The following is a 13744-nucleotide window of genomic DNA, read 5'->3' as shown; positions in this document are numbered from 1 at the left end:
GCGCAGGCGTTCGCAATCCATGAAACAGCTTCGTGTCCTGACCGGCGTGCATGCGGGGGTCCACCTACCGTTGAGTGCATCGACATACCGCATCGCCGCGGACGAGCAGGCCGACATCCAGCTCGTCGACTGGCACGCGGAACCCCTGGTCCTCGAACTGACGGAGAACGGTCAAGTGCTCGCCCTCGCCTCCCCGCTGAACGGCTCGCTGAACGCCGCGCCCAGCGCCACGCTGAACGCAGCGTCCGGCGCCGCCGTGGACGAAGCCGCCGGCGCGAGCGCGCCGATGGCCGACTTCGAGCCGCGCCGCTTCGGCGACGTGGTGCTCTGCGTGGGTCCCGCGGACGCGGCCTGGCCCTCGGACATCGAGCTGATGGAACGGCTGATGCGTCCGGCGCGCGCGGTGGCCGAGGCGGCCGCGCCCGTGATCGAGGCCGCCGCGACGGGCAGCCGCCGCATGCTGGCCTGGGGCCTGGTGGCGGCGCTCACGCTCGGCGGCCTGCTGGTCACGGTGATCTCGCGGCATGCGCAGGCGGCGCGCGCCGCGGTCAAGCCCGAGCCGCTGGTCGGCCAGGTGTACCGGGCGGTCTCCAGCGCCGCGATCCCGGAGATCACCGTGCGCGCCGCCGGCGAGCGCGTGATCGTCGAAGGCCTGCTGCCCGACGCCGCCGCCGCGCAGGCGCTGCGCCAGGTGCTGGACCGCTTCCCGGCCGAGCGCATCGAGCACCAGTACGCCTCGGCCGCCGACATCGCCCAGAGCATCTCCGATGCGCTGGACACGCCCGGCCTGGTGGTGCGCTACCGCGACCACGGCGTGTTCGTCGTCGGCGGCCGCGCGGCCTATCCCGACCGGGTGCGCGATGCCTCGACGCGCGTGGCCGCCGACCTGGCGCCGCTGGTGCGCGGCATCGAGGTGGCCGTCGCTCCCGCGCCGGTCCCCGACGCCGTGCCGGTGGGAGCCATGCTCGCCACCGACGGCCTGCAGTACGTGCAGACGCGCGATGGCGCCAAGCACCTCTCCCTGACCCCGGAGTCCATCGGCGAACTGAGCGATCCGCCGACGCCGCCGGCCCGTTGACCCCACCCGGACTTTCACCCGACCCCATCTTTTTCACGGAGCAACTTCGACCATGAACGAGCAACTCGAGCAAACCGTCTTCGGCGACCTGGCCAACCTGGAGAAGTCGCTGACCGAGGACACCACCGGTGACCGCGCGCGCGCCATGCTGTCCTACTTCGCCGACGTGGCCAAGAGCAGCGAAGGCCTGCTGCAGACCGCCGCCGCCGCCGAGCGCCAGCTGATCTCGCAGCTGATCGAGGCCTTCCACGCCGCGCAGCGCATCGTGCGCCACATCTGGGAGACGCTGCACAACGCGTCGCTCGCCGTCTGACCCGCGGAGGCCCTTCATGCACGACATCCACGCCAGCAACGGCGCCGCGCCGGGCGCGCAGTACCCCGAGGTCTACCGCAACCTCATGGCCATCGGCCTGCTCGGCGCGATCTATCGCGCCAGCGAGGACGCGGCCATCGTCCACCAGGCCGTCGAGATGACCCTCGAGGACCCGACCATGTACGTCATGCACCGCGCCATCGCGGTGGCGATGGGGGGCGACGCCTCCTATGCCAAGACTTCGCTGGGCCGCCGCATCGAGCAGCAGCCCGACGACGACAACTCCAAGGTGGCCCTGGGCGTCTCGATGATGCTCAGCGGCGACCCGGAGTGGAAGCACTGGTTGAACAACGTGCTGGCCACCAGCACCGACCAGCAGGCCCGCGAGGCCGCCAACGGCGTCCTCGCCTACCTGGCCGGTCTGCGGACCAGCCACTGATCCCCCCGGGGGCGCAGTCCCGGCTCCCCTTTTCGAGCAAGCCGCATCCCGCGGCGCAACCCAACGCGGACCTTCCGCATTCCCTCAGGAGCAGACGATGTCAATTCCCAGCACCAGCAGCAGCGGCAGCACCGGCGCGAGCATGGGCAACACCATGAACATGTTCCAGTCCGGCGCCGCCGGGCTGAGCGCGCAGGGCACCCAGGCCGCCGGCACCGACGGCTCGGCCATGATGGACCAGATCCAGCAGACGGCTGCGATGCAGATGCAGTTCCAGACGCAGATGGGGATCATCCAGATGGTCGTGAAGATGAATGAAGCGCTGGCCAAGCTCTTCAAGGCCATCGGCGAAGCGATCAAGGGTCTCGCGTAAGCAGCGCCACGTCCCACCCCCCTCTCATCCATCCGAATCCGTTCTCGATTCATTCCTCATTCCCACGGGAGATCTTCATGAGCGTCAATTCCCTGCAGCAATCCCAGGTCAACAGCTACAACATGCGGCTGGGCCTGGACAGCACCTCCTCCTCCGCCGTGTCCAGCCCGCTGGGCGCCGTGCCCCTGTCGCTGGACCCGAGCCGGCTGGGCAACGTCCTGAGCTCGATCGGCGACGTGCTGAACGCCATCTCGCCGCTGCTGATGGCGGGTCTGCAACGCACGCCGATGCTGCCGAACCTGCCGGCCAATGCCTTCGGCGGTCATCCCTTCGCGCAGCAGCCCATGCCTGGCCTGCAGCAGCCCTTCCTGCCGCAGCTGGGCATGAACCCCGCGTTCGGCGCGGGCGTCAACCCGATGCTGGCCAACCCGATGCTGCAGAACCCGTTCGGCGCGGTGCAGCAGCTGCTGCAGATGCTGGGCGGCGGCGCGCTGCCTGGCGCGGCACTGCCCAACGGCGGCGTGGCCAACGGCGCGCCGCTGCCCAACGGCAACTTCCCGAACGCGCCGCAGACCAACGCCTTCGGCGCCGCGCCCAACGTGCCGACGCAGATCGCGCCGACCGGCGAGCTCAAGTTCGACGCCGCCGGCAACGTGCAGATGGACAAGGACCGCGCGACCCGCGAGATCGCCCGCAACTTCGACCAGCTCACCAGCGGCAAGGACAAGTTCATCACCAAGGATGACCTGAAGGCGATCGCCAACGGCGAGATGCAGCGCTTCCAGGTGTCGGCGAACTACACGCCGGAGCTGCGCGCCGCCGCCAAGTACATGCTCGACCATCCGGACGACTTCAAGGCGCTGGAGACCGCCGACTCCAAGGCGCAGGGCTTCAAGGGCCACGCCGACGGCAAGATCGGCAAGGGCGACACCACCGCCGCGATGCAGACGGTCAGCTTCAGCGTCGGCGAGAAGGAAGCGCTGCAGACGCTGGCCAAGTACGGCAACAGCTTCTTCGCCTCGGGCGACAAGATGGTCAGCAAGCCCGAGCTGGAAGCCATCGTGAAGAGCGGCAAGATGCCCGACGGCACCGCCGCGCCGCAGGACATGAAGGACGCCGCCAAGCTGATCCTCAGCCAGCCCGAGCTGTTCACCAAGCTCGACAACGCGTTCCAGATCCGCCAGAAGCATCGCGGCGACCAGCGCGGCGACGGCCTGATCAGCGCCGACGACCTGCGCGACGTGCTCAAGGGTGCCGACGCCAACCCGGGCCCGAGCGGCCTGAAGGGCGAGATCTTCGGAAACGTGCGCGCCGATTCGCTCGCCGGCCTGCTGCTGCGCGGCCTGAATGACAACGTGCCGCAAGTGCCGCAGTCGTTCAAGGACAACGTCTCCACGACCTTCCAGAACATGCCGACCTCGGTCCGCCTGTACTGATCGGAACGCTCGCACAACCCGCTTGAAAGGACTCACACCATGAGCTTCTCGATCCCTCCGACCTCCTCGGTCTCGTCGTACGCGGCGCCTCAATCGCCGCTGGGCTCGGCCCTGTCCAGCACGATGGACATCGCCTCCACGCTGATGCAGTTCAGCACCGGCCTGCTGCAGAACCTGCTGCAGGCGCAGCAGAGCCAGTTCGGCGGCCTGCCCGGCGCGGGCGCCCCGGGTCTTGGCGCTCCGGGCCTGGGCGCTCCCGGCCTGGGCGCACCCGGCCTCGGCGGCCCGCAAGGCGCCGGCCAGGGCCTGCAGGGCATCCTGCAGAGCGTGGTCCAGCTGCTGCAGGCGCTGACCCCGCTGCTGCAGGCGCTGGGCGGTGGCGGCCTGGGCGGCCTGGGCGCGGCCAACCCGCTGGCCAACTCGGTGGCCAGCCAGCTGGGCGGCGGCCTGGGCGGTGGTCTCGGCGGCGGCCTCGGTGGCCTCGGTGGCCTGGGCGGCGGCCTCCCCGCCGGCCAGCAGCCGTTCGCGGCCTCGCCGTACGCCTCGCCCTACACGCAGTCGTACGCGCAGCAGCCGTTCACCGCGTTCCAGCAGCCGTATGCCGGCGGCGTGGCCTCGCCGTACAACGCCTCGTTCGCGCAGCAGCCGTTCACCAGCCTGAACCAGCCGTTCACGCAGGCCGATGCGCTGAACTGGGCCCAGACCTACGGCGGCCCCAACCTGTCGCAGAAAGAGCTCACCCAAGGCGTGAACCTGTTCAACATCTTCAACGGCCGCACCACCGGCATGTTGTTCTGATGTCCCGCGCGCGGGGGCCCTGCGGGGCCCTCGCCAGGCACGCCGCGTCCTCGCACGCGACGTGCCTGTCCCGAGCGGACACGCGTCCGTTCAGGACAGGCACTTCCCCAGGAGCACACAGATGGATCCGACCTTTCACCGCAAACCCTTCGTCCGCGCCCTCATCGAGGTCGTCAGCCTCGGCATCACGCACAAGCGCACCGAGGATGCCGAGACGGTGCTGGTGGCGGTGCGCCAGCTGCGCCCCCACCTGACCGAGCTCGACACCTTCGAGGCCTGGATCGCGATCAGCCGCGGCCATTGGCACGACGCGATCCGCACGCTCAACAACCTCGACGCCAACACGCGGAACTGGAGCCTGGGCCGCGCGCTGATGGCCTTCTGCCAGTTCGCCGTCGGCGATCCGGCCTGGAGCGTCAGCGCCCACGAGGTCATCGAGGGCGACTCCACGCAGGAGGCGCGCAGCCTGGTGCGGCTGCTGCTGGGCAAGGACGTCAACGTCGGCGAGCCCGAGCCCGACGCCTCGGCCGCCACCAGCTTCGCCGACTACGACCCGCGCTCGCTGCCGCACGCGCCGCTGCTGCGCGCCTGAAGCGGCGCGCGCCCGAAGCCACCCCGCAGGAGAACCGCATGACTGTCCCCGCCATCGGCGCCGTGTCCGGCGCCGCCCCGACGCAGGTCCTGGATCGCGCCGCCGCCGCGCCGGATGCGCTCGGCGGCCTGTCCGACCGCTTCCAGCGCCTGATGCTGGAGCATCCCGCCGCGCCCGCGCCGCACGGCACCGAGGTCGGCGAGCGCTCGCCGGTCTCGCACTTCATCGAGGCGCAGGAAGGCGTGCTGCGGCAGACCTTCGACAGCGTGCGCGCGTTCTCGCAGCAGGCGCCGGCGCTGAATCCGGGCGAGCTGGCCTCGCGCCACATCTCGCTCAGCTATCAGCTGGCGATGGTGCAGGTGCAGTTCAACGCCGGCGTGTACGTCGCGCAGAGCAGCAAGAGCGGCCTGCAGACGCTGATGAAGAACCAGTGACGCGTCGCGGGGCCGGCGCAGTCCGGCCGCGACGAACGGACCCAGGGAGTTCCGACATGCCTTCCCCCTTCAACGACCGCGCCGCCCGGCCCTGGCTGCGCCTGCTGCTCGGCACCGCGCTGGCGCTGTGCCTCGCCGCCTGCGACACCGACCTCTACACCAAGCAGTCCGAGGCTGACGCCAACCACATGGTGTCGGCGCTGCTGGAGAGCGGCATCGCCGCCGGCAAGCAGACGCCCGATGGCGGCAAGACCTGGAGCGTCAAGGTCGACGAGGCCGACGTGGTGCGCGCGCTGGCGGTGCTGCGCGCGCAGGGCCTGCCGCAGGACAAGCACGTCAGCCTGGGCGACATGTTCAAGAAGGAGGGGCTGATCTCGTCGCCGACGGAAGAGCGCGTGCGATTCATCCACGGCGTCTCTCAGGAGCTGTCCGAGACGCTGAGCCAGATCGACGGCGTGGTGACCGCGCGCGTGCACATCGTGCTGCCCAACAACGATCCGATGGCCCAGGAGGCCAAGCCCTCCAGCGCGTCGGTGTTCGTGAAGTACCGGCCGCAGGCCAACCTCACGGCGCTCACGCCGGCGATCAAGAACATGGTCGCGCGCAGCGTCGAGGGTCTGTCCTACGACAACGTCTCGGTGACGCTGGTGGCCGGCGCGATGATCGCCCCGCCGCCCCCGCCCGCGCCCGGCGGCTTTGGCATCTGGATCGCGGCGGCGCTGGCGCTGCTCGGCCTGGGCGGCGCTGCCGGGGTCGCGTGGAAGAAGCCGGAGTGGCTGCCCGAGCCGCTGGCGCGCCGGCTGCGGCCGGGCGCGATCGAGACCGCGGCGGCCGCGCCGGTGGCGGCACCCCCGGCCCCTGGCGCCGGCACCCCCGCGGCCGGCGCGGCGCAGGCCGCCGCGACCTGAGGCTCGCGATGAACGCCACACTGACGCCTGCTCCGGCCATGACGGCGGCCTCGGCCGCCACGGCCGCGAACCCCGGCGAACTGGCCCGGCTCGCGCTCGTGTTCCAGCGCCGCCTCGATCGCCTGCCCGACGACATGGACGACGGGTGGGCGGCGCTGAACGCGCTGCGGCCGGCGCTCGATCAGGTGCCGGACGGCCCGTCGCGGCGCCGGCTGATGCTCACGCTGTACCGCCGCTGGTGCGGGCCCTTGCCCGACCCGCGCCTGCTCGCGACGCCAGGCGGGCGCCTGGCGCTGCATGGGCGGCTGGGGCTGCTGTCGCGCCTGTGCGCGGTGGCGCTGGCGGGCCGGCCCGGCGTGCTGCGCTGCTGCGTCGAGATCCGCGCGCGTCAGGCGCTCGAAGGCGCGCTGGGCCCCGCGATGGCGGCCTTGCGCGAATCCGCGCGCCAGGGCGCGGTGGTGCCGGCGCAGGTGGCGGCCTGGTCGCCGATCCAATGGGCCTGCGTCGGCTACGCCGATCTGGCGCTCGCGGGCGCGTGGCCGCATCGCGGTCTGCGCCGCCTGGTGCGGCTCGCGCTGCCGGCGCGCTGGCCGGTGCCCGGCGGCCGGCATCAGGTGCCGGTGCGACACGCCTGCGCGCTCGAGGGCCTGACCCGCCTGGACGCGCTCTTCGCGAAGGAACCGACATGATGATCTGGCTGCATGGCGGCGGCACGGACCGCCTGGGCGGACTGGGGGCCGAGGACGGCATCCTGCGCGCCGCTGAACTCGACGGCGCCGCGGAACTCGACGCGCTGCGCCGCGCGATGGACGAGCAGCGCGACGCGGTGCTGGCGCAGGCGCGCGAAGAGGCCTCGAAGCTGATGACCGATGCGCGCGAGGAGGCGGACCGTCTGCTGGCCCAGGCCCGCGCCGAGGCCGAGCGGCTGCGCGTCGAGGCCTGCGAGGCCGGCCGGCGCCAGGCCGCGCTGGAATGGCACGAGCGCCAGACGGTGCAGGCGATCGACAACGCGCAGGTGCTGCGCGGCATGCACGAGAAGCTGGCGACCATCGTCACCGGCGCGGTGGAGCGCATCGTCCACACGGAGGAACGCGCGGCGCTGTACCAGCGCGCGCTGCGCAGCGTGCGCAGTTTCGCGCGCGGCGCGAGCACGCTGGCCCTGCGCGTCAGCGCCGATGACCACGCCCATGCGCGCGCGGCGCTGGACTCGTTGAAGGCGTTGCAGACGCATGGCCTGCACATCGAGGTCAGCGTCGACCCGGCGCTGCGCGCCGGCAGCTGTGTCTTCGAATCCGAGGTCGGCATCCTCGACGCCAGCCTGCAGACCCAGCTCGACGGGCTGCGCGCAGCGATGGACCGCGCAGTGCGCAAGGCGCTGGCGACCAGCCTGCCGCTGACCGACGCCGGCGAGGGCGATGAAGGCGCTCATGAGACTCATGGCGCTCATGGCGATCAACATGGTTATGGCGTCGATGACGCCGAGGCCGGGGCTGAGGCCGCAGAGGAAACGCTTCACGACGACGAACTCGTCGAGCACTGAATCAGGAGCGCCGGATGAAGGCATTGCAGGGATTCACCGAGCTGATGGAGGCCGAGCTGGCCTCGGCCACGATGGTGGGCCGCACCGGCAAGGTCACGGAGGTGGTGGGCACGCTGATGCGCGTGAGCGGCCTGGACGCGCGGCTGGGCGAGCTGTGCGAGGTGCTCGACGACGACGGCGGCGTACTGCAGACGGCCGAGGTGGTGGGCTTCGCCGGCGGGCGCAGCATCCTGTCGCCGTTCGGGTCGATCCTGGGCGTGCGCGGCGGCACCCGCGTGGTGGGACTGGGTCAGGTCTTGTCGGTGCCGGTCGGCGATGCGCTGCTGGGCCGCGTGATCGACAGCCTGGGCCGGCCGATCGACGGCAAGGGCCCGGTGCGCACGACCGAATCGCGCCCGGTGTTCGCGCTGCCGCCCACGCCGATGGAGCGCGAGATGATCGAGCGGCCGCTGCCGACCGGGGTCAAGGTGATCGACGGACTGATCACGCTGGGCGAAGGGCAGCGGATGGGCATCTTCGCGCCGGCCGGCGTCGGCAAGTCCACGCTGATGGGCATGCTGGCGCGCGGCACGCAATGCGACGTCAGCGTCATCGCGCTGATCGGCGAGCGTGGCCGCGAGGTGCGCGAGTTCATCGAGCTCATCATGGGCGAGGCCGGCATGGCGCGCTCGGTGGTGGTGTGCGCGACGTCCGACCGCTCGTCGAGCGAGCGGGCGAAGGCGGCGCACGTGGCCACCGCGGTGGCCGAGTACTACCGCGACCAGGGCCTGAAGGTGCTGCTGATGATGGATTCGCTGACCCGCTTCGCGCGGGCGCAGCGCGAGATCGGCCTGGCGGCGGGCGAGCCGCCGGCGCGGCGCGGCTTTCCGCCCTCGGTGTTCGCCGAGATCCCGCGCTTGCTCGAGCGCGCCGGCATGGGTGCGCGCGGCTCGATCACCGCGCTGTACACCGTGCTGTACGAGGACGAGAGCGGCAACGACCCGATCTCCGAGGAAGTGCGAGGCATCCTGGACGGCCACATGATCCTGTCGCGCAAGATCGCCGCGCGCAACCAGTACCCCGCGATCGACGTGCTGGGCAGCCTGTCGCGGGTGATGTCGCAGATCGTGCCCAAGCACCACCAGACGGCCGCGGGCCACCTGCGGGCGCTGATGGCCAAGTACGACGAGATCGAGCCGCTGGTGCAGATGGGCGAGTACAAGCCCGGCAACGACGCGCTCGCCGACGAGGCCATGCGCAAGCTGCAGCCGGTGCGCGAGTTCCTGTGCCAGGCCACCGACGACCTCTGGACCTTCGACCGCACGCTGGGGTCGCTGGGCCAGGTCGTGTCGGGATGAGCGGCCGCGCCCGTCGCGGTCCCCGCCGGCCCTGAGGCCAGGCTGTTTCAACGATCCGGAGTTGCCAGATGAATGCACACCATCGCTCCCTTCGCGCCCCGGGCCGCGACCGGCGGGCCGCGCGCGTGATTGAACGGCTGGCGCTGCTGGCGCTGCTCACGCTGGGGGCCGGCCTGACCGGCTGCGCGTCCCGGCGTCCGCCGCCAGAGCCGCCCGCCGCCGCGCCGGCGCCGATCCCGGTGCCACCGCCGGCCCCGCCGCTCGACGTCAAGGACGGACACGTCTGGTCGCCGGACATGGCGGCGGTGGCGCGGGAGCTGCAGCAACTGGCGCTGGACAACGGCCAGGTGGAGGTGATGCGCACGGCCAGCAACCAGGTGCGCGTGCGCATCGACGCGGCGGATGCGGTCGATCGCCGCGATGCGCTGCAGCCGCGCTTCCGGCGCTTCGTGGAGCGCGCCGGCGAGGTGCTCGCGCGCGCGCCGGCGGTGCGGGTGCGCGTCGAGGCAGGCATCCGCGCCAACTCGCCCGTCAATGCCGTTGCGGCGGCGAAGGGCCGCAACCAGGCGCTGGGCTGGGCCCGCGGCACCGAGGCGATACTCGCCAGCCGCGGCGTGCCCACTGGCCGGCTCACCGCCGAGGTCCGCTCCGGCGGCGATGCCGAATCGGCGGGAAACCTGGACACCGGCCCGCGGCGCTTCATCGAGCTGCTGGCCGCCGATCCGATCGCGCAGTGATGCGCCGTCTCGCCAGACCCGCTCGAATGAATGCCGCGGCCCTGCCTGAAGTCATCGCATGGCTGGCTGATGCGGGTCCTGGGCTGAGCTCGATGCCAACGCCTGCTTCAGCCCGGCGACGACCGGTGCCGCGGCCCGGCGCATCCGCACGGGCGTGAAGAGATGCATCTCGTAGGTCGGGAGACTCTCACGAAGACGAAGCGGCACGAGCTGGCCCGCAGGCACGGCGCTCAGGAGCGCCGGATGAGGGATCACGCCAATGAGGTCGCTTTGCGTGAGCAGTTGGACCAGGCTCGAGAAGTCCGGGCAGGACGCTGCCACCCGCGGCGGTGCCAGGCGCCGCACGGCGAATGCCTCCCGCAGCACGTTGACGGGCCCGCGGACGCTCGGGCCGACGATGGCCCATTGAGCGAGCCCGAGCTCCGCCAGTGATTGAGCCGCAACCAGGGGGTGTGCGCGACGCACGTACGCCAACGGCGCGAGCCGATACAGCGGCTCGCATGCCAGGCCAGCGGCCAGGAAACCGCGCGGACGCGGAGCCAGCACCAAGTCAAGATGGCCCGCCTGCAACTCGGCCAGCATGCGTCCTTCGTCCTCACTCCTCATGTCGAGACGCCGATGGGGATGACCGCCGCACCATGCCGAATAAAGAGCCGGCCCGCAGACCAGCGCGGCTGACGGCGTCATCCCGGCTCGCAGGACGTCGCGTCTGACCGCCGCCTTGCGCGATGCGGTCAATGCATGCACCTGCTGCTCCAGCAGCGCCCCCTCACGAGCCAGCCTCAATGCGGCCTCGGTGGGGCGTTGCTGCCGTCCCGTGCGGACGAACAGAGGCTCGGCAAACTGCTGCTGCAACTGCCTCATGCCGTGGCTGATCGCGGGTTGAGTCACCCCGCCCGCCTGCGCCGCAGCCGCGAAGCTGCCCTGCTCGATCACCAGCCTGAGGTACTGCAGATGGCGCAGATTCATAAACGGCCTTGATGGATTGGCGTCCCTTCCCGCTTGTTCACGGACGCCGCGTCTGAAAGGATCGTGTGCCCTGAACTCATGAAGGATGGAAATGCATCAACGTCAGCTCGATACGGTCCGCCACTATCTCACGCAGCTGCAAGCGGGAAACACCGCGGCGATGATCGATGCGTTTGAAGTCGACGGCTTGGTGCATTCACCGTTCCTGGGTGAAATGGCGGCCCGCGACTTCTTTCCCAGGCTCGCACAGGCATCGCGGCAAAGCGTGATCACCGTGCACGACCTGTTCTTCACCGTGCAGCCAACCGAAGAAATGGCTCGTGCCGCCGCCTATTTCAGATACGACTGGACGCTCGCCGATGGTCGCGTCGTCAGCTTCAACTGCGTGGATCTGTTTGAGTTCCACGCGGGGAGCGACCGCATCGACAGGATGCACATCGTCTATGACACGCATCCGCTGCGCGAGCGCGTGGGAGGCAATGTTCTCGATGACCGTTGAGCACCGATTTCGTCCCCTCTAGCCCAGCTCCGCCGCCTGCAGCGTGCGCCGCGGCACATGGGGATGCAGGTGCGACACCACCACCCTGCCCTGCACGAAGTCCAGCGAGTAGCTGCTGTGCTGCAGCGGCGTCGCGCGCTCGGTGCGATCCAGCGCATTGCTGAAGCCGCGTCCCACCTGGCGGCCGTGGTCGAACACCAGATCGGTCACGCCGCCCGGCACGCGGGCCACGGCGCTGTCGAACTCGCGGCGGTTGCGCGCCGCCAGCACGGGCCGCAGGTCGGCATGCCAGGACACATGGGCATGCAGGTCGGCGACCACCCGCGACAGCGTCACCAGCGAGTCGTAGCTGCCCACATGGCCGGTCTCCGGCGCGCGTTCCCGCATGGCCTCGTCGCTGATCCCGACATGGCGGTCGATGGCGCGCTCCCAGGCCAGATCGCTGATCGCAGCGCGGCGCGCCGGCGCTTGATGCAGGGCCTCGCGGAGCTCGCCGATCCGGCCCTCCGTCACGGCGAGCCGCTCGCGCAGCCCGGTCAGCGCTTCGCGGGCTTCCTCGCGTTCGCGGCTGGCATTCGCGGCCTCCCGCGCCAGCGCCGCGACGGCCGCCTCATGCGCCTGCTCGATGCGCCGCAGCTCGGTCTGCGTCTTGCCGATGTCCCGCGCGGTCTGATCGACGCGGCTGCGCGCTTCCCCGGCGTGCGCCTCGTACCGGTCCACGTCACCGCGCAGCCGCATCCTGCGAGCTTCGGCATCTGGCGCCGAGAACCCGGCCGCCACCGGGAGCTGCGGAATGGCCGCATCGGGCCCGGCATCGCGCGAGGCCGGCGGCCCGGATTGCGCCGGCTGCGCGGCGTCCCGCTGCCGGCGCTCCTCGCGAAGGCCGCTGAGCATCGCCTGCGCGGCGCCGAGTTCGCTCGTCAACTGCTCACCGCGCGCAACCAGGGCGCTCTGGTCCTTCAACGCGCCGTCCAGCGCGGACTGGGACCGCTGCACGTCGCCACACGCCGCGAGGTACTCCTCGGCGATGGTCTTCATCATCGACGTCGCCTGCTGGATCGCACCCACGACGATGCGGCCGCGATGCGCCGGCAGTTCCTGCAGCGGCACCAGATCGCGGGCTCGCGCGCGACCTTCGGCCAGCGCCGTCTGCGTCACCCGGTTGCCGCTGGGCATCCTCACGCGGCGCGCCGTCGTGCCGTCGGGCGTGCCCGTGGCGGCGGCCGCGCCCGCGCAGCCTCTCATCTCCTCCGCGAACTGAGCCGCCACATGCCGGCCGACCGCCTTCCCCAGGCCTTCGCCGCCCGCGCGCACAGCCGCCATCACGGCGCTCATGTCGCCGCCAAGCAGATTCCTCAGCAGGCTCTCGTTGACGCGGCCGGGCCACAAGGTGCTGTACAGCGCGGAGAACGCCGAGAAGCTGTGCGCCGGGTTTTCCAGCAGCGGCTCGTCCAGACGCCGCGGGCCGTCGTCGACGTTGGTGAACATGTCCAGGTAGCTGGCATGCCGGGTGTCCTCACCCTGTGGCACCCGATCGATGGCGGGGAGCTCATAATGCGCCAGGAACCGGTTGAGGTTGGTGGCGACGGCCTCTTCGATCCGCGGCTCGTAGGAACGCGGATCCAGCACCAGCGCCGCGAAGTCGGTATCGCGCTTCAACGCCGCGCGCGCCTCCGCCACGCGGCGGCTGGCCGCCTCCATCTGCGTCTTGAGGCTGTCGCGTTCCCCCTCCAGCTGCTTGATGCGCGCCTGAGCCTGGACCTCCGCGGGACTGCGAGGATCCGGCTTCGCGGCCGCCGGCGTCGGTCTCGCCAGCTTGGCGCCGCCACGCCGGCCCGTCCGCGCACGCGCAGGTCGAGCTGGCTGAGCCGGCCGCGTCTCAGCCGCCAGCGTCAGGCCCTCGAGCTGCCGCCGCGCGGACGCCAGCTTGCGCTCGACGTCGGCCAGTTCGCCGGACTCCTTGTCATGCCTGGCCTGCAGCGAGGCCACCTGGCCGCGCGCGTGATCGGCGCGCGACTGAAGACGGCCAACTTCGTCACTCCGCTCGCCCGCGCCGGATACACGCGTGTCCTGGCGCTGCTCCTGCAGTTCGGCCAGGCGCGCCTGCAGCGCGGTCCGCTCCGTCTCCAGCCGGGAGAGCTCTTCCGCGAGCGACCTCAGCTGGACGGACGGTGACGCCGCCAGAGGCGCGCCTGTCGATGAGACCGCCATCGCCGCGGTCCCCGTCCTCCTCGACATAGGCAATGACGCGCGCCGTTGCGCGGCCGCCGACGCGCTCTCGGCCTCGCAGG

Annotated in this window: 16 protein-coding genes; 14 read left to right on the top strand and 2 right to left on the bottom strand. The window is 71.2% G+C overall.

Annotated elements, in window-relative coordinates:
• The first annotated feature begins 19 nt into the window (after window positions 1-19).
• The 13 genes from hrpD5 to ABDW61_RS19030 all read left to right on the top strand — a co-directional run bounded on the left by hrpD5 (window position 20) and on the right by ABDW61_RS19030 (window position 9985).
• On the top strand, window positions 20-1078 hold the full coding sequence (gene hrpD5 / locus ABDW61_RS19090; protein ID WP_343640930.1) for an HrpD5 family protein: 1059 nt from the start codon (window positions 20-22) through the stop codon (window positions 1076-1078).
• Window positions 1079-1130: 52 nt separating this feature from the next.
• Window positions 1131-1391, top strand: coding sequence for a hypothetical protein (locus ABDW61_RS19085; RefSeq protein ID WP_343640929.1), 261 nt, complete (start codon window positions 1131-1133; stop codon window positions 1389-1391).
• A 16-nt stretch (window positions 1392-1407) separates the two neighbouring features.
• Window positions 1408-1830 (top strand): hypothetical protein, encoded by a 423-nt coding sequence (locus ABDW61_RS19080; protein WP_343640928.1) that lies wholly within the window; start codon window positions 1408-1410, stop codon window positions 1828-1830.
• 97 nt (window positions 1831-1927) lie between these two features.
• Window positions 1928-2203, top strand: a complete 276-nt coding sequence (locus ABDW61_RS19075) for a hypothetical protein (protein ID WP_343640927.1) — start codon at window positions 1928-1930, stop codon at window positions 2201-2203.
• Window positions 2204-2280: 77 nt separating this feature from the next.
• Window positions 2281-3639 (top strand): HrpF/NolX family T3SS translocon protein, encoded by a 1359-nt coding sequence (locus ABDW61_RS19070; protein WP_343640926.1) that lies wholly within the window; start codon window positions 2281-2283, stop codon window positions 3637-3639.
• Window positions 3640-3678: 39 nt separating this feature from the next.
• The gene (locus tag ABDW61_RS19065) at window positions 3679-4437 is read left to right on the top strand and encodes a hypothetical protein (RefSeq protein WP_343640925.1); all 759 of its coding nucleotides are present in this window, start codon (window positions 3679-3681) and stop codon (window positions 4435-4437) included.
• Between the two features lie 121 nt (window positions 4438-4558).
• On the top strand, window positions 4559-5029 hold the full coding sequence (locus ABDW61_RS19060) for an HrpB1 family type III secretion system apparatus protein (RefSeq protein WP_343640924.1): 471 nt from the start codon (window positions 4559-4561) through the stop codon (window positions 5027-5029).
• Window positions 5030-5067: 38 nt separating this feature from the next.
• Window positions 5068-5463 carry a hypothetical protein gene (locus ABDW61_RS19055; RefSeq protein ID WP_343640923.1) on the top strand — a complete coding sequence of 132 codons (396 nt, stop codon included), beginning with the start codon at window positions 5068-5070 and terminating at the stop codon, window positions 5461-5463.
• Window positions 5464-5519: 56 nt separating this feature from the next.
• Complete coding sequence (gene sctJ / locus ABDW61_RS19050; protein ID WP_343640921.1) at window positions 5520-6371, top strand: type III secretion inner membrane ring lipoprotein SctJ; 852 nt, start codon at window positions 5520-5522, stop codon at window positions 6369-6371.
• An 8-nt stretch (window positions 6372-6379) separates the two neighbouring features.
• The gene (locus tag ABDW61_RS19045) at window positions 6380-7060 is read left to right on the top strand and encodes a type III secretion protein HrpB4 (RefSeq protein WP_343640919.1); all 681 of its coding nucleotides are present in this window, start codon (window positions 6380-6382) and stop codon (window positions 7058-7060) included.
• Window positions 7057-7911, top strand: a complete 855-nt coding sequence (gene sctL / locus ABDW61_RS19040; RefSeq protein WP_343640917.1) for a type III secretion system stator protein SctL — start codon at window positions 7057-7059, stop codon at window positions 7909-7911. Before ABDW61_RS19045 ends, sctL begins: the two co-directional genes overlap by 4 nt.
• Window positions 7912-7925: 14 nt before the next feature.
• Window positions 7926-9248, top strand: coding sequence for a type III secretion system ATPase SctN (gene sctN / locus ABDW61_RS19035; RefSeq protein WP_343640915.1), 1323 nt, complete (start codon window positions 7926-7928; stop codon window positions 9246-9248).
• Window positions 9249-9316: 68 nt separating this feature from the next.
• Window positions 9317-9985, top strand: a complete 669-nt coding sequence (locus ABDW61_RS19030; RefSeq protein ID WP_343640913.1) for a hypothetical protein — start codon at window positions 9317-9319, stop codon at window positions 9983-9985.
• 51 nt (window positions 9986-10036) lie between these two features.
• Here ABDW61_RS19030 and ABDW61_RS19025 read toward each other — a convergent pair whose 3' ends face one another.
• Window positions 10037-10954 carry a LysR family transcriptional regulator gene (locus ABDW61_RS19025; RefSeq protein WP_343640911.1) on the bottom strand — a complete coding sequence of 306 codons (918 nt, stop codon included), beginning with the start codon at window positions 10952-10954 and terminating at the stop codon, window positions 10037-10039.
• Between the two features lie 91 nt (window positions 10955-11045).
• On the opposite strand from ABDW61_RS19025, the gene ABDW61_RS19020 reads away from it, so the two are divergent.
• A complete protein-coding gene (locus tag ABDW61_RS19020; RefSeq protein WP_343640909.1) occupies window positions 11046-11453 on the top strand; it encodes a nuclear transport factor 2 family protein in 408 nt (135 codons plus the stop codon).
• An 18-nt stretch (window positions 11454-11471) separates the two neighbouring features.
• Here the strand turns inward: ABDW61_RS19020 and ABDW61_RS19015 are convergent, their stop codons facing one another.
• Window positions 11472-13664 carry a hypothetical protein gene (locus ABDW61_RS19015; protein WP_343640907.1) on the bottom strand — a complete coding sequence of 731 codons (2193 nt, stop codon included), beginning with the start codon at window positions 13662-13664 and terminating at the stop codon, window positions 11472-11474.
• Window positions 13665-13744 lie beyond the last annotated feature (80 nt).

Source organism: Roseateles sp. (assembly GCF_039595595.1).
Taxonomy (GTDB): Bacteria; Pseudomonadota; Gammaproteobacteria; order Burkholderiales; family Burkholderiaceae_C; genus Roseateles.
This window is presented reverse-complemented; position numbering and strand designations above follow the sequence as displayed.